The 14235-nt window shown below is 70.3% G+C and carries 16 protein-coding genes; 8 read left to right on the top strand and 8 right to left on the bottom strand.

The genetic code is table 11. The features are described 5' to 3' along the window. Positions 1–10 precede the first annotated feature (10 nt). The 4 genes from ACIREI_RS16575 to ACIREI_RS16560 all read right to left on the bottom strand — a co-directional run bounded on the left by ACIREI_RS16575 (position 11) and on the right by ACIREI_RS16560 (position 3863). Positions 11–1393 carry a ferric reductase-like transmembrane domain-containing protein gene (locus ACIREI_RS16575; RefSeq protein WP_403333196.1) on the bottom strand — a complete coding sequence of 461 codons (1383 nt, stop codon included), beginning with the start codon at positions 1391–1393 and terminating at the stop codon, positions 11–13. A 121-nt stretch (positions 1394–1514) separates the two neighbouring features. Continuing rightward, a complete protein-coding gene (locus tag ACIREI_RS16570) occupies positions 1515–2216 on the bottom strand; it encodes a L,D-transpeptidase (protein WP_403333194.1) in 702 nt (233 codons plus the stop codon). A gap of 3 nt (positions 2217–2219) precedes the next feature. Then, a complete protein-coding gene (locus tag ACIREI_RS16565) occupies positions 2220–2804 on the bottom strand; it encodes a pyridoxamine 5'-phosphate oxidase family protein (RefSeq protein ID WP_403333192.1) in 585 nt (194 codons plus the stop codon). Positions 2805–2930: 126 nt separating this feature from the next. Continuing rightward, a complete protein-coding gene (locus tag ACIREI_RS16560; protein ID WP_403333190.1) occupies positions 2931–3863 on the bottom strand; it encodes a hypothetical protein in 933 nt (310 codons plus the stop codon). A gap of 280 nt (positions 3864–4143) precedes the next feature. On the opposite strand from ACIREI_RS16560, the gene argH reads away from it, so the two are divergent. From argH to ACIREI_RS16540, 4 genes are all read left to right on the top strand, one after another. Further along, on the top strand, positions 4144–5577 hold the full coding sequence (gene argH, locus ACIREI_RS16555; RefSeq protein ID WP_403333188.1) for an argininosuccinate lyase: 1434 nt from the start codon (positions 4144–4146) through the stop codon (positions 5575–5577). Between the two features lie 163 nt (positions 5578–5740). Next, positions 5741–6712 (top strand): aldo/keto reductase, encoded by a 972-nt coding sequence (locus ACIREI_RS16550; protein WP_403333186.1) that lies wholly within the window; start codon positions 5741–5743, stop codon positions 6710–6712. 93 nt (positions 6713–6805) lie between these two features. After that, positions 6806–7357 carry a TetR/AcrR family transcriptional regulator gene (locus tag ACIREI_RS16545; protein ID WP_403333184.1) on the top strand — a complete coding sequence of 184 codons (552 nt, stop codon included), beginning with the start codon at positions 6806–6808 and terminating at the stop codon, positions 7355–7357. Then, entirely contained in the window at positions 7354–8877 is a 1524-nt protein-coding gene (locus tag ACIREI_RS16540; protein WP_403333182.1) for an MFS transporter, read from the top strand. Before ACIREI_RS16545 ends, ACIREI_RS16540 begins: the two co-directional genes overlap by 4 nt. 90 nt (positions 8878–8967) lie before the next feature. On the opposite strand, the gene ACIREI_RS16535 is transcribed toward ACIREI_RS16540, so the two are convergent. Continuing rightward, a complete protein-coding gene (locus ACIREI_RS16535; protein ID WP_403333681.1) occupies positions 8968–9642 on the bottom strand; it encodes a lysophospholipid acyltransferase family protein in 675 nt (224 codons plus the stop codon). Positions 9643–10012: 370 nt separating this feature from the next. Between ACIREI_RS16535 and ACIREI_RS16530 the strand changes: the two genes are divergently transcribed. The 3 genes from ACIREI_RS16530 to ACIREI_RS16520 all read left to right on the top strand — a co-directional run bounded on the left by ACIREI_RS16530 (position 10013) and on the right by ACIREI_RS16520 (position 12313). Next, on the top strand, positions 10013–11185 hold the full coding sequence (locus ACIREI_RS16530) for a glycerophosphodiester phosphodiesterase (RefSeq protein WP_403333180.1): 1173 nt from the start codon (positions 10013–10015) through the stop codon (positions 11183–11185). A gap of 75 nt (positions 11186–11260) precedes the next feature. Beyond that, positions 11261–11770 carry an RNA polymerase sigma factor gene (locus ACIREI_RS16525; RefSeq protein ID WP_403333178.1) on the top strand — a complete coding sequence of 170 codons (510 nt, stop codon included), beginning with the start codon at positions 11261–11263 and terminating at the stop codon, positions 11768–11770. Between the two features lie 45 nt (positions 11771–11815). Then, positions 11816–12313: a GNAT family N-acetyltransferase gene (locus ACIREI_RS16520; protein WP_403333176.1), complete on the top strand. Its 498-nt coding sequence runs from the start codon at positions 11816–11818 to the stop codon at positions 12311–12313. Here the strand turns inward: ACIREI_RS16520 and ACIREI_RS16515 are convergent. From ACIREI_RS16515 to ACIREI_RS16505, 3 genes are read right to left on the bottom strand one after another with little or no spacing between them, the layout of a single operon-like run. After that, complete coding sequence (locus tag ACIREI_RS16515; RefSeq protein WP_403333174.1) at positions 12303–12746, bottom strand: hypothetical protein; 444 nt, start codon at positions 12744–12746, stop codon at positions 12303–12305. The genes ACIREI_RS16520 and ACIREI_RS16515 overlap by 11 nt on opposite strands. Beyond that, positions 12727–13086, bottom strand: coding sequence for a hypothetical protein (locus tag ACIREI_RS16510; protein WP_403333172.1), 360 nt, complete (start codon positions 13084–13086; stop codon positions 12727–12729). Before ACIREI_RS16510 ends, ACIREI_RS16515 begins: the two co-directional genes overlap by 20 nt. Before the next feature lie 50 nt (positions 13087–13136). Further along, the gene (locus ACIREI_RS16505) at positions 13137–13454 is read right to left on the bottom strand and encodes a hypothetical protein (RefSeq protein ID WP_403333170.1); all 318 of its coding nucleotides are present in this window, start codon (positions 13452–13454) and stop codon (positions 13137–13139) included. A gap of 65 nt (positions 13455–13519) precedes the next feature. Between ACIREI_RS16505 and ACIREI_RS16500 the strand changes: the two genes are divergently transcribed. Then, complete coding sequence (locus ACIREI_RS16500) at positions 13520–14167, top strand: HAD-IA family hydrolase (RefSeq protein ID WP_403333168.1); 648 nt, start codon at positions 13520–13522, stop codon at positions 14165–14167. The last annotated feature ends 68 nt before the right edge of the window (positions 14168–14235 follow it).

The raw sequence follows: 14235 nt of genomic DNA, 5'->3' as shown, positions 1-14235 counted from the left end.
GTCCCGTCGCTCACATCTCGAACGACTCGTGATGGATGCGGCGGGCGGGCACACCCGCGCCGCGCAGTGCTTCGTAGACGGACTGCGCGAAGCCGGCCGGCCCGCACATGAACACGTCGTGCTTGTCGATGTCGGGCAGCTTCTGCTGCAACCGCTCCGCCGAGATGTCCGGCCGCTCGCCGTCCGGGCTGTTGACCGCGTACATCAGCCGGGCACCGCGCTCGTCGGCGATGGCCGCGAGCTCGTCCCACAGCGCCAGGTCCTGGGTGCTGTTGGCCCGGTAGAGCAGGGTGATGTCGCCGGACGCGCCGGGCAGCGTCTCGAACAGGGCCCGCATCGGCGTGATCCCGACCCCGCCCGCCACCAGCAGCACCTTGCCCCGGCTGCGGCGCTGGGCGGTCATCGCGCCGTACGGCCCCTCCGCCCACACCTTGGTGCCCGGCTTCAGGTCGCGCAGGCGCGAGGTGTGGTCGCCGATCGCCTTGACCGTGATCCGCAGCATGTCGGGGCGGGGCGCCGCCGACAACGAGTAGGGATGGGAACTGAACCGCATGCCAGGCGCCTTGAACCGCCACCGGAAGAACTGCCCGGCCTCCGCTCCCATACGGTGCAGCTTGCGCCCGCCGATCAGCACCGACACGATGCCCGGCGCCTCCTCGATGACCGCCTCGACGTACATCCGGTGCCGCAGGTTGAGGCGGATCGGGGTGAGGATCCGGTACCAGACCACCAGCGCGGTCACGATCCCGTACAGCCCGTACCAGAAGGTCTTCGCGGACGGCTCGACGGCGAACTCGTTGCCGGTGGTGATCTGGTGCCAGAACGTCAGGTACACCGCCGCGTACGTGAGCAGGTGCACGTGGTACCAGGTGTCGTACCCGATCATGCGGCGGACGCCGCCGATCGAGAGGAACGCGATGAGGAACAGCAGGCCGGTGCCGATGGCCGCCTTGCCCATGTCCGGCAGCGTGTTGACCGAGTCGATCGTCTGCTGGACGACGTCACCGAGCGTCTTGCCGGCCTGGAGGGCGTACGCCCACATGGTGAGGAAGACGTGGGCGATGACCAGGCAGATCGTGTAACGACCGCTCATCGCGTGCCAGCGCGCGACCCGGTCCGAGCCCACCCGCCGCTCCAGCGCGGGCACCCGGGCCATCTGCAGCACCACGAGGGCCATCAGATAGCCGGCCAGCAGACCGGTGATCCGCCCCGCGGCGAGGATCTTGGCGGTGTTGTCCGCGAGGGAGGGCGTGTTGTCCCACCACAGCCACAGCACCGCCGCCGCGCCCGCCCACAGGGCGATCACCAGAGGGACGGCCGGGGAGCGGCGCGGGCGAATACGGCGCATCGTCTGACGGCGAGCGGCACGGCCGCCTGCGAGCGTGGTGGTCACGGTTCCTCCGGGGACGGGAGCAAGGGGAGTGCGTGATGGGCGTGGTCCCTTGGCCCTGAGGTACGTGCGGGGAGGTCCGTGTGTTCAGTGGGGCTTGCTCAGCGATCCCTTCAGTGCTTGTTCAGTACCGGGTGATCGCGGTCGTGCCGCTCGCCGTGCCGATCGCGATGTGCGGTCGTAGTCCGGGATCGGCCCACCCGATGATCCGCTTCATCGCTTCCCGCGGCACCGACACACAACCCGCCGTCGCCCCCCGCCCCTTCACATGCAGGAAGATCCCGGCCCCCCGCCCCTTCACCGGCCGCTCGTAGTTGAACCCGATGACGAGCGCGTGCGCGTAGAGCGCCCCGTACGAGATCAGGTGCTCGGACTCGGCGGCCCGGCAGTCGCGCGCCAGCGGCTCGGTCCAGCGGTTGTAGGCGCGCGAGTCGTTGTCCTGGCACCACCAGGAGTCCTGGTGGACGCGGCGGTACTCGTACGCCGTGCCGCGCGGCGCCGCCTCGATGCCGAAGGCGTACGGCAGCCCGTACAGCCCGGTGGGTGTCGTGTGGGTGCTCTGCTTGCGCGAGGCCCCCTCGACCAGCCCCTTCGCCCCGAACCGGGCCGGTGCCGAACCGGCCTTCACCCACTGTCCGTCGACGCGGTCCCACCAGGTGAGCGTCCCCGACGTCGAGCCGGTCTTCGGGGCCACCGCGGTGATCAGCTGGGAGCCGCCCCCGGTGTCGGCCATGCGCGCGGGCAGCGGCTGCGGCGGTCCGTCGCCCGGCGTGGCGCCGAGCACGAGGAGGGACGCGGACGCGAGGGCGACGACACCGGGGCGCATGGCTCAGACGCTAGAAGGCGGGAGCGGCAACGGCACCCCGGGTAGGCCATCCAGGCTGGTCGCGATGTGCCTCTTGGCGAAGTACGCGCTCAGCGAGTCGTCGTCCTCGCGCGCGAACCGCCTGGCGTGCAGGTCGCGGTCCTCGTCGTACGTCATGAAGGGCACCGCGTACCCGCAGGAGTCCCGAATGACTTCGGCCCGCACCACGATGATCGCGCGCAGGCCGTGCAGGGAGGGGTCGATGTCGGGGAAGTGGCCGAGCAGCTCCTTGAACCGTGGGTCGTCGCGGAAGACGGCCTCACCGCGGCCGTGCACGCGGACGATGTTGGGCGGCCCCTGGAAGGCGCACCACATGAGGGTGATCCGGCCGTTCTCCCGCAGATGCGCGACGGTCTCGGCGTTGGAGCCGGCGAAGTCGAGGTAGGCCAGGGTGAGTTCGTCGAGGATCGCGAAGGAGCCGCGCAGACCCTTGGGGGAGAGGTTGACCGTGCCGTCGGCGGACAGGGGAGCGGTCGCCGTGAAGAAGAGGGGCTGCTCCTCGATGAAGGCGCGGAGTCTGCCGTCTACGCGTTCATAAGTTTTTCCCACGTCCACCGAGTATGGACGTGGGTCGTTCGCTTGTCTAAGGAATTGCCGGTTCGGCGGGTTGACGGGGCATCACCATGGCCGCCCCGGCCGGCGTGCCAACGGGGCGGCCATGGCTGCTGTGTCAGCTCACTGGTTCAGGGTGCACTCGGCGAAGGCCTCCAGTCCTTCGGGCTTGGCGGCGGCGCGGCCGATGGCGGTTTCGATGCGGTTGAGGGCGGCGACGCGCTTGTCTTCGAGGGGGCCGAGGATGGCGTTCTGGACGAAGTTGGGGCCGCCTTGGCCGACGGTGTCGACGAGGCGCTGGTTGGCTTCGTCGATCTGGGTCTGGAGCTGGGCGAGGTTGCGGTCGACCTCGGCCTGTGCGGACGCCGGGATCGCGGGCAGCTGGCCGGTGACGTCCGGACACGTGATCGCGCCGGCGCCGGCGTTCCCCGCCTCGCCCGCGGCGTCGCCCGCTTCCTCGCCCGCCGCGCCCCCGGCCTCCTCCGTGGCCGTCTCGCTCGGCGTGGCCCCGGCCTCCTCGCCCGCACCGGCCTCCGCACCGGCGCCCGCGTCCTCGCCCGCACCGGCTTCCTCACCGGCGCCGGCCTCTTCGCCGGCTCCCGCACCGCCGTCGGCGTTCAGGGTGCAGGCGGCGAAGGCCTCCAGTCCTTCGGGCTTGGCGGCGGCGCGGCCGATGGCGGTTTCGATGCGGTTGAGGGCGGCGACGCGCTTGTCTTCGAGGGGGCCGAGGATGGCGTTCTGGACGAAGTTGGGGCCGCCTTGGCCGACGGTGTCGACGAGGCGCTGGTTGGCTTCGTCGATCTGGGTCTGGAGCTGGGCGAGGTTGCGGTCGACCTCGGCCTGTGCGGACGCCGGGATCGCGGGCAGCTGGCCGGTGACGTCCGGACACGTGATCGTGCCGGGCCCGGCCAGCGTCCGGGCGTTCGTGCCGCTGCTCCGGGACGTCTCCCCGGCGAGCGCGAAACCGGCGATCACCGTGCCGGACAGCGCCACCGCGGCGGCGCCGCCGATGAACGCGACGCGACGCTTGTTGTACTTCGGAAGAGCCCTGGACATGCGGATGCCTCACTCGGGTTCGGGGGTGTCGTCGTTTACGAACGCGGCGCCTGCGTTCAGCGAGAGATACGGGTAAGCGGTTTCCCGCGTTCAATGGGTGTGCCGAATTTCCGGCGCCCGATTTCCGTCCCGCGCGGGCCGGATTGACGAATCATGCAGAGGTCTGCATACTCATGCAGGTCAATGTGTGGTGAGCGCGCACTGGCCTGACGACCGCCTCCCCGTTCACGCCACGGGGAGGCGGTGCCACACACGCAGACTCTTCCGAGGAGCGCAGCAAGTGAGCAGCAACAGCGGTGACGTCCGGCTCTGGGGCGGCCGTTTCGCCGACGGTCCCGCCGAGGCCCTGGCCAAGCTGTCCGCGTCCGTCCACTTCGACTGGCGGCTGGCGCCGTACGACATCGCCGGTTCGCGTGCCCACGCGCGCGTGCTGCACAAGGCGGGGCTCCTGACGGAGGACGAGCTGACCCGGATGCTCGCGGGCCTCGACCAGCTGGAAGCGGACGTGGCCTCGGATGCCTTCGTGGGCACGATCGCCGACGAGGACGTCCACACCGCCCTGGAGCGGGGCCTGCTGGAGCGCCTCGGCCCGGACCTGGGGGGCAAGCTCCGGGCCGGCCGCTCCCGCAACGACCAGGTCGCCACCCTCTTCCGGATGTACCTGCGCGACCACGCCCGGATCATCGGCGGCCTGATCGCCGACCTCCAGGACGCGCTGATCGGCCTCGCCGAGGCCCACCCGGACGTGGCGATGCCCGGCCGCACCCACCTCCAGCACGCCCAGCCGGTGCTCTTCGCCCACCACGTCCTGGCGCATGTGCAGTCCCTGTCCCGGGACGCCGAGCGGCTGCGTCAGTGGGACGAGCGGACGGCCGTCTCGCCGTACGGCTCGGGCGCCCTGGCCGGATCCTCCCTGGGCCTCGACCCGGAGGCCGTGGCCAAGGACCTCGGCTTCGAGCACGGGTCCTCCGCCAACTCCATCGACGGCACGGCCTCCCGCGACTTCGTCGCCGAGTTCGCCTTCATCACCGCGATGATCGGCGTGAACCTCTCCCGGATCGCCGAGGAAATCATCCTCTGGAACACGAAGGAGTTCTCCTTCGTGACCCTGCACGACGCCTTCTCCACCGGCTCGTCGATCATGCCGCAGAAGAAGAACCCGGACATCGCGGAGCTGGCCCGCGGCAAGAGCGGCCGCCTGATCGGCAACCTGACGGGCCTGATGGCCACGCTCAAGGCCCTGCCCCTCGCCTACAACCGCGACCTCCAGGAGGACAAGGAGCCGGTCTTCGACTCCTGCGACCAACTGGAGGTCCTGCTCCCCGCCTTCACCGGCATGATGGCCACCCTCACCGTCAACCGCGAGCGCATGGAGGAACTGGCCCCGGCCGGCTTCTCCCTCGCCACCGACATCGCCGAGTGGCTGGTCAAGCAGGGCGTCCCGTTCCGGGTCGCGCACGAGGTCGCCGGCGAGTGCGTCAAGGTCGCCGAGTCCGAGGGCAAGGAGCTGGACGACCTGACGGACGAGCAGTTCGCGAAGATCTCCGCCCACCTCACGCCGGAGGTGCGCTCGGTCCTGAACGTGCCGGGTGCGCTGGCCTCCCGCAACGGCCGGGGTGGTACGGCGCCGAGCGCGGTGGCGGTGCAACTGGCTGAGGTGAAGGCGGACGTGGCCGACCAGCACGCATGGGCAACGGCCCGGCAGAAGGCCTGAGGGGCGCGGGGCTGCGTCCATATGCGGCTCCGCCGCGCGGGCGCGACAAGCCACGACGTTCCCGCACCCGCCAGAACACTGCACAACCCGAGCTCTGAGGCGAAGGTCATCACGGGTTACGTTGGTCGGAAGCCGAACCGGATCCGACCGAACGGAGCCCGCGATGCCCTTCGCCCGACTGGCCACAGCGACAACCCCCACCTGCCACCTCGGACTGGGCCTCGCCGCAGTCGGCCGCCCCGGCTACATCAACCTCGGCCGAGAGACCGACCTCGGAGAGGACCGCAGCGTCGAAACGCTGCGCACCCGCACCCACGAACTCCTCGACGCCGCCTACGCCCAAGGCGTCCGCTACTTCGACGTCGCCCGCTCCTACGGCCGCTCCGAAGAGTTCCTCGCGGACTGGCTCAACGCCCGCCCCGCATTCGACGACATCGTCGTGGGCAGCAAGTGGGGCTACACCTACACCGCGGACTGGACCACCGACGCCGAGAAACACGAGGTCAAGGACCACACCCTGGCGACTTACGAGCGCCAGCGCGCCGAGACCGACGCCCTGCTCGGCGACCGGCTCGACCTCTACCAGATCCACTCGGTGACCCCGGACAGCCCGGCCCTCACCGACAAGGACCTCCACGCCAGGCTGGCCGAATCCGCCGCCCAGGGCCTCACCATCGGCTTCTCCACCAGCGGCCCCGCCCAGGTCGACGCGATCCGTGCCGCCCTCGCCGTGACGGTCGACGGCGAGCCCCTCTTCCGTACCGTCCAGTCGACGTACAACGCCCTGGAGACCTCGGCCGGCCCCGCCCTCGCCGAGGCCCATGACGCCGGACTCACGGTGATCGTCAAGGAGGGCATGGCCAACGGACGGCTCGCGGACCCGCACGCGCCGGACGCGCTGAAGGCCGTAGCCGCGGAAACGTCTCTGGGCTGCGACGCCGTCGCCCTCGCCCTGATCCTCCGCCGACCCTGGGCCGGCGTGGTCCTCTCCGGCGCCGCGACAACCGTACAGCTCGCGTCCAACCTGCACGCGGCGGTCGTGGACCTCGACGACGAGCAGGTGGAGCGGCTCGGCGCGCTGGTGGAGGAGCCGGGCGCGTACTGGGAGCGGCGCGGGCAGCTGCCCTGGCACTGAGGCGCGACCGAAAAAAGTGAGCTCTGCACAGGGCTGTGAGCTGCACACGCCTTGAATGAGACATGAATGTCTCATGTGGGCTATGGTTGTCTCATGGCCGTCGATCGTGACCACGTACTGCGCAGCGCCGCAGCCCTGCTGACCCGCAAATCCACCGCGACCATGGACGAGGTCGCCAAGGCCGCCGGGATCAGCCGGGCCACGCTGCACCGGCACTTCGCCGGGCGGGACGCGCTCGTCCGGGCGCTGGAGGCGCTCGGTATCGCGGAGTGCGAGGCGGCGGTGGACGCGGCGAGGCTGGACGACGGCCCGGCGAGTGACGCCGTACGACGTCTCGTCCGCGAGGTCGAGTCCGCCGCCGGGCTCCTCGCCTTCCTCTACACCGAGAACCAGCTGTTCGAGGGCGAGGAGCAGAACGAGGGCTGGTCGAGGATCGACGGCCGTATCGCCGCGCTGTTCCGGCGCGGACAGCAGGACGGCGAGTTCCGGATCGATCTCACGCCCGCGTGGCTCACCGAGGCCCTGTTCGGGCTGCTCGCCTCCGGCGCCTGGGTCGTGCAGAGCGGCAAGGTCGCCCCCAAGGACTTCCACCACATGATCGTCGAGCTGTTGCTCGGCGGCGCGCTCAGAAGAGAGGAATCATGACCAGCACCCTGCAGCCGGCGACCACGACCGAGGCGGTGAAGCGTCCGGGCCGCTGGCTCGCGCTGTCCGTCCTCGTGCTCGCAGTGCTGCTGGTGGCCGTGGACGCGACCGTCCTCGGCCTCGCGACCCCCTACATCAGCGAGGACCTGAAGCCCTCCGGCACCCAGCTCCTGTGGATAGGCGACGTCTACTCCTTCGTCATCGCGGGTCTGCTGGTGTCGATGGGCAGCCTCGGCGACCGCATCGGCCGCAAGCGGATCCTGCTCGTCGGCGCCACGGCGTTCGGCGCGATATCCGTATTCAACGCCTACGCGACGACGCCCGAACTGATGATCCTGGCCCGGGCGTTGCTCGGCGTCGCGGGCGCCACCTTGATGCCCGCCACCCTCGCCCTGATCCGCAACCTCTTCCACGACCCGCGCGAACGCAGCCTGGCGGTGGGCATCTGGGGCGCGACGGCCTCCGCCGGTACGGCAGTCGGCCCGATAGCGGGCGGATTCCTCCTCGAACACTTCTGGTGGGGCTCGGTCTTCCTGATCAACCTGCCCGTGATGGCGGTCCTCGTCCTCGTCGGCATCAAGCTGCTGCCCGAATCACGAAACCCCAGTTCCGGCCCGTGGGACCTGATCAGCGTCGTCCTGTCGCTCATCGGCATGGTCGGCATCGTGTACGCCGTCAAGGAGGCCGCCACCCACGGCTTCGCCTGGGCCACGCTCGCCGTGGGCCTGCTGGGCGCGGCCGCGCTGTACGGCTTCGTCCGCCGCCAGTTCACCCTGCCGATCCCCCTGCTGGACATGCGACTGTTCCGCCACCGTGGCTTCAGCGGCGCGGTACTCGCCGACCTGCTGACCATCCTCGGCCTGTCCGGCCTGGTGTTCTTCCTCTCCCAGTTCCTGCAACTCGTGCAGGGCAGGGGCCCGTTCGAGGCGGGTCTCGCGGAGCTGCCCGCCGCGATCGGCGCGGTGGTGGCCGGCCTGATCGCCGGCCGCGTGGCCCGCCGCTTCTCGGTACGGGCCGTGGTCTCCGGCGGCCTCGCGGCGATCGGCCTCGCGCTGGCCGCCCTCACGGTGATCGACCGCTCGACGGGCTATCCGCTGCTCGGCGCGGCCCTGCTGGTGGTCGGCGTCGGCGCGGGCTTCTCCTTCACGGTGACGTCCGACGTGATCCTCGGCTCCGTACCGAAGGAGCAGGCGGGTGCCGCGTCCGCCGTGTCCGAGACGGCGTACGAGCTGGGCGCGGCCCTGGGAATCGCCGTACTGGGTTCGATCGTGACGGGCGTCTACCGGGACTTCACGGGCCCGGCGGGCACCCCGGCGGAGGCGCACGAGTCACTGGGGGGTGCGGTGGAGGCGGCGGCCGACATGCCGACGCAGTCGTCCGAGGCGATGCTGGACGCGGCCCGGAGTTCCTTCGTCGACGGCCTCGCACTCGCGTCGGGCGCCGGGGCGGCCGTACTGCTCGCGGCGGCGGTGGCAGCATGGTTCATGCTCCGCGGCCAACGGCTGGACAGCCGACCCTAGGGGCGCGGGGAACTGCGCGCTCAGCCCCCACGAACGGGCAGCCGACAAACAGCCCGAAGCCCCACGAACCTCTCGGTCCAACCGGCGGAGCTAAGCCGCCTCTTTCGCCTTGCTGGCGTACATGTCCACGTACTCCTGCCCGGACAACCGCATGACCTCAGTCATCACGGAGTCGGTGACGGCCCGCAGCACATAACGGTCCCGGTCCATCCCCTCGTACCGGGAGAACTCCATCGCCTCACCGAAGCGAACCGTCACCTTCCGAGGCCGCGGCATCCCCGCCCCACCCGGCTGGATCTTGTCGGTGCCGATCATGGCGAAGGGAACGACAGGCGCACCGGTCATCAGCGTCAACCGCGCGATACCGGTGCGCCCCCGGTACAGCCGCCCGTCGGGAGACCGCGTGCCCTCGGGGTAGATGCCGAAGACCTTGCCCTCCTCCAGGATGCGGCGCCCGGTCATCAGGGCCGCGACCCCGCCCCGGCCGCCGTCCCGGTCGACCGGGATCATGCCGACGCCGGTGAAGAACCAGGCCATCAGACGGCCCTTGAGTCCCTTGCCGGTGACGTACTCGTCCTTGCCGATGAAGAAGACCTGACGGTCGCAGACCAGCGGCAGGATCATCGAGTCGATGAACGTGAGGTGGTTGCCGGCCAGGATGACCGGACCGTCGCCCGGGATGTGCTCCGCGCCCTCCACCTGTGGGCGGAACATCAGGCGCATGATCGGTCCGAGCACTGCCTTGATGAGCGCGAAGCGGGACAACGGGCCCTCCGGTGTCAAGGGATTCGGTATAAGTCTGTGCAGGTGAGGACGATACTCGCGGTTCCCGGGGTCCCGCACATCGGGTGGGCCGACTTCACCGAGGTCTTACGCACTGTTGACGCACGTTTACCTGCGGTGGCGCGTCGTGGGCGGCGCGTAACGCTCCCGCCATGATGTGACGGACATCGCCCCTGAGGCCTACCCGACGACTTCCCCGCACCGCCCGGCCCATTCCGACGGGCCGTCATCTCACCTTTCCCGTACGACATTCAGCGTCACCCGCGAGTTCCGCCGGAGGTCTCCCATCCGTCATGTGCGCGCACCTACGATCGGCGCGCACTGAATGAGCGGAAGGTCAGGGAGGGCCCTCATGGGAACCCAGGAGAACGAGCAGGCGGGCGTAACCGGACGGCGGATGCTTCTCGGCGCGGCCGTGCTCGGCGCGGGCGGAGCGGTCCTCGGGCTGTCCGGTACGGCGAGAGCGGCCGAGGCCCGGCCCGGCGGTGGAGGTGGCGGTGGAATGAAGAGCCTGCCCAAGCCGACGATCATCGGCCACCGGGGCGCCAGCGGGTACCGGCCCGAGCACACCCTCGGCTCCTACCAGCTGGCCCTGGACATGGGCGCCGACATCGTCGAGGCGGGCGACCTGGTGCCCACCAAGGACGGTCACCTCGTCTGCCGGCACGAGCCGGAGATCGGCGGCACGACCGATGTCGCCGACCACCCGGAGTTCGCCGACCGGAAGAAGACGAAGTCCCTCGACGGCGTCGCCACCACCGGCTGGTTCACCGAGGACTTCACGCTCGCCGAGCTGAAGACGCTGCGCGCGATCGAGCGCATCCCGGCGAACCGCCCGCACAACACCCTCTACAACGGCCGCTGGGAGATCCCCACCTTCGAAGAGGTCCTGAAGTGGCAGGACGAGCAGACCCGTAAGCGCGGCAAGCAGGTCTGGATCTACCCCGAGCTCAAGCACCCCACCTACTTCCGCAAGCAGGGCCTCGCCCTGGAGGAGCGGATCGCCAAGGTGCTGCACAAGCACGGCAAGGACAAGCGGAACTCGCCTGTCATCATCCAGTCCTTCGAGCCGACCAGCATCCAGCGCCTGAACAAGCTGGTCGACAACCCGCTGGTGGTCCTGCTCTCCGGCCCGGCCACCCGCCCCTGGGACTTCGTCGAGACGGGCGACCCGCGCACGGTCGCCGACCTGGTCAAGCCGGCCGGCCTCAGGGAGATCGCCTCCTACGCCCAGGGCATCGGCCCCACCCTGGACCTCGTCATCCCGAAGGACGCGAGCGGCAACCTCACCACGCCCACCACGCTGGTGAACGACGCGCACAAGGTCGGCCTGGTCCTGCACCCCTGGACGATGCGCAACGAGAACCCCTTCCTCCCCGCGAACTTCCGCAAGGGCACCGACGCGGACGCCTACGGCGACGTCTTCGGCGCCTACAAGGTGTACTTCGCGACCGGCATCGACGGCGTCTTCACCGACAACCCCGACATGGGCGTGCTGGCCCGCGAGGACTTCGTCAACAGCTGAGACCCCGCGCCCCGGTTGGGGTGACTGTCGGCCGCCCGGGCAACCTCATGCCCGGGCGGCCGCGTCGTGCCGCGTATGACGCACGACCTGGTTGCCGCCCTGCGCCCGCTGCTCCTCGCGGAGGCCTCCGCCGAGGCACACGCCTCCGGAACGGAGCCGGGCGACCTGGAGCAGGCGGTCTGGTTACGTCTCCTGGAACGCCTCGACTCGGACGGCCCACCCGTGGACCCGCAGGGCTGGCTGCGCAGGGCCGTCCGCTCCGAGGCACGCCGAAGCCGCCGTACGACGCGACGGGAACAGCCGTACGAGAGCGAGCCCGCCGCCGACACCGATCGCCATGACCCCGAACACCTCGCCCTCACCGCCGCCCGCCATCGAGCCCTGCGCGAGGCGGTGCGCCGCCTCCCCGGCCGCTGCCCCCGCCTAGTGGAGGCGCTCCTCTCCCCGAACGACCTGACATACCGGGAAATCGCGGGGGAGTTGGGTATCTCACAGGGCAGTCTCGGCCCGGAACGTTCCAGATGCCTGGGATGTCTGCGGCGATTGCTCACACCGGAGGTTGCGGCCCGCGGAGTGCGGGGATAGGAGTGAGGGACGACAGGCGATCAGGTGAGCGGGAGGCGTGCGCACATGGGCATGAGCGTGACCATCTCGGCGGCGACCGAGCAGGACGCGGAGCAGATCTTCAGGCTGCAGTACCTGTGCTTCCAGAGCGAGGCGGCGCTGTACGGCAACTACCGCATCGACCCGCTGGTCCAGACCCTGGACTCGGTCCGCGCGGAGGTCGCCGCGGACTGTGTCTTCGTGGCGCGCCTCGGCGAGGAGGTCGTCGGCTCGGTCCGCGGCAGCGTCACCGCGGACGGCGCCGCCGCCATCGGCAAGCTCTGCGTCCACCCCCGCCTCCAGGGCCACGGCATCGGCGCCCGCCTGCTCCGCGCGGCCGAATCCGCCCTGGTGGAACAGCGCGGCGCCACGAAGTTCCGCCTCTTCACGGGCCACCGCAGCGAGGGCAACCTGCGCCTCTACCGCAAGGTGGGCTACGAGGCGGTGGGCACCTCGAAGGGCGCGGACGGCGTCCCGATGATCGTCCTGGAGAAGCCTGCGGGGACGTACGCCACTACGGCGTGACGGTTCGTGCCTTGCGGAGCCAGTACAGGGCCGACAGGGGCAGCAGTACGGGGATGAACAGATACCCCATGCCGTAGTCGGACCAGACGGTCGCATCGGGGAACGCCGAGGGCTCCAGCAGGGTCCACGTACCGACGATCAGCACGCCCGCGAGTTCGGCGGCGCAGCACAGCCGCGCCGCCTTGCGGGCCGTTTCCCCGCCCCGCACCAGGGTGTACGTGATGAAGCCGTAGACGAGACCCGCGACGGCCGACAACGCATAGGCGAGCGGCGCCCGGTCGAACTCGGTCGCGATCTGGTACGCCGAGCGCGACACGGCCCCGACCACCATCACGCCGTACAGCCACACCAGCAGTATTCCGGGCCCGCTGATCAGCCGCGTCCTGGTGGGCTTGTCCTGTGTCACGGCCACCTCAGCCTCCCCAGATGTCATAGAGCCGCACCTCCAGCACGGCCAGCACCACACCGCCGGCGGCGACCGTCACCGAACCCCACTTGGACCGCTCGGCCAGCGACATGAAGCCCGCGGCCGGAATACACGCGAACGCGCCCAGCAGATACGCCACGAAGATCGTCGTGCCCTGCTCCGGCTTCTCGCCCCGAGCCAGCAGCACGATCCCGGCCACCAGCTGCACCAGGGCCAGCACCGTCACCACGGCCATGCCGATGAAGTGCCAGTCCTTCGTCGGCTGGTCACGGTAGGCGGCCCACCCGCACCAGGCGGCGAGCAGCAGCGCGGCGACGCCGGTCACCAGCGTCAGGGCATCAAGCATGGAGCGACCTTAATACGGCCCAAAAGACCTGATGCGCCCGGCCCCGACGGTCAGCCGGCCGCCTCGTCGGCCACGAGTCCGGCGTTCACACACCGCTGCCACAACCTGTGCCGCCACTCGTTGGCATCGGGTCCGGGCCGTACGGTGAACACCGGGTTCGGCCCCGTCTCGATCAGGTGCAGCAGCGTCCAGGCCACGCCGTAGCAGTCGTCGGGACCGAAGCAGTCGGCCAGCGCGCGGGCCTCCTCGGCCGTCACCGGCTTCGCGATCGCCGCCATCTGCTCCACCCGCCGGTCTATCTCGTCTCCCTCGGCGTCCTCGTCGGGCAGTGGTCCGTCGGTCAGAAAGGCCCGCACCTCTGATCTCATGCGGGCCATGATCGGCACCCGAGGCCGTGTCCGGCAAACCCCGGCGGCCCCGTAGGGTCCAGACCATGACGATCCACGCACGCGCTCTCCTGTTCGACAACGACGGCACACTCGTCTCCTCCCTCGCATCCGTCGACCGATGCTGGGCGCTGTGGGCCGAGGAGTACGGCATCACGGAGGAGTTCGGCACCATCGAGCTGCACGGGCGCCCGGCCGTCGAGATAGTCGCCGACCTGCTGCCCGCCGATGTCGTGCCGGAGGCGCTCGCAAGGATCGAGACGCTGGAGGTGGAGGACGTACCGAACGACGGCGTCCACCTGCTGCCCGGCACCAAGGCGTTCCTGGACTCGCTGCCCGCCGACCGCTGGGCCGTCGTGACCTCCGCCACCCGCAGGCTGGCCGAGGCCCGGCTCGACGCCGTCGGGATCCTCCCCAAGACGATGGTCACCGCCGACGACATCACCCGCGGCAAGCCCGACCCCGAGCCTTACCTCCTCGCCGCCCGCGAACTGGGCGTCGACCCGGCCCACTGCGTCGTCTTCGAGGACGCCCCCGCCGGTCTGGCGGCCGGTCGTGCCGCCGGGATGACCACCGTGGCGTTGACCACAACCCACCGGACCCACGAGCTCGACGCCGACCTGGTGGTGAAGGACCTGTCGGCCCTGTCCGCCCTGGTCACCGACGGGGGAGTGGAGATCTCGGTCCGCGGCTGAGCGCTGTCCGCCGCTGTCCAGTATGCGGACAGCGGCGGTCGGTAAGGACCGTACGTCTGGTTTACTGA

This window comes from Streptomyces sp. NPDC093591 (assembly GCF_044764885.1).
GTDB lineage: Bacteria > Actinomycetota > Actinomycetes > Streptomycetales > Streptomycetaceae > Streptomyces.
The sequence above is the reverse complement of the archived record's forward strand: the minus strand, read 5'-3'. Positions and strand labels throughout refer to the sequence as shown.

What these genes read in the sequence shown, in the direction of transcription:
- ACIREI_RS16505 (WP_403333170.1), bottom strand. Translation starts at nt 13,454, where the DNA reads ATGAGATCAGAGGTGCGGGCCTTTCTGACCGACGGACCACTGCCCGAC.
- ACIREI_RS16510 (WP_403333172.1), bottom strand. Translation starts at nt 13,086, where the DNA reads ATGCTTGATGCCCTGACGCTGGTGACCGGCGTCGCCGCGCTGCTGCTC.
- ACIREI_RS16570 (WP_403333194.1), bottom strand. Translation starts at nt 2,216, where the DNA reads ATGCGCCCCGGTGTCGTCGCCCTCGCGTCCGCGTCCCTCCTCGTGCTC.
- ACIREI_RS16540 (WP_403333182.1), top strand. Translation starts at nt 7,354, where the DNA reads ATGACCAGCACCCTGCAGCCGGCGACCACGACCGAGGCGGTGAAGCGT.
- ACIREI_RS16525 (WP_403333178.1), top strand. Translation starts at nt 11,261, where the DNA reads ATGACGCACGACCTGGTTGCCGCCCTGCGCCCGCTGCTCCTCGCGGAG.
- ACIREI_RS16550 (WP_403333186.1), top strand. Translation starts at nt 5,741, where the DNA reads ATGCCCTTCGCCCGACTGGCCACAGCGACAACCCCCACCTGCCACCTC.
- ACIREI_RS16530 (WP_403333180.1), top strand. Translation starts at nt 10,013, where the DNA reads ATGGGAACCCAGGAGAACGAGCAGGCGGGCGTAACCGGACGGCGGATG.
- ACIREI_RS16500 (WP_403333168.1), top strand. Translation starts at nt 13,520, where the DNA reads ATGACGATCCACGCACGCGCTCTCCTGTTCGACAACGACGGCACACTC.
- ACIREI_RS16545 (WP_403333184.1), top strand. Translation starts at nt 6,806, where the DNA reads ATGGCCGTCGATCGTGACCACGTACTGCGCAGCGCCGCAGCCCTGCTG.
- ACIREI_RS16515 (WP_403333174.1), bottom strand. Translation starts at nt 12,746, where the DNA reads ATGACATCTGGGGAGGCTGAGGTGGCCGTGACACAGGACAAGCCCACC.
- ACIREI_RS16560 (WP_403333190.1), bottom strand. Translation starts at nt 3,863, where the DNA reads ATGTCCAGGGCTCTTCCGAAGTACAACAAGCGTCGCGTCGCGTTCATC.
- ACIREI_RS16520 (WP_403333176.1), top strand. Translation starts at nt 11,816, where the DNA reads ATGGGCATGAGCGTGACCATCTCGGCGGCGACCGAGCAGGACGCGGAG.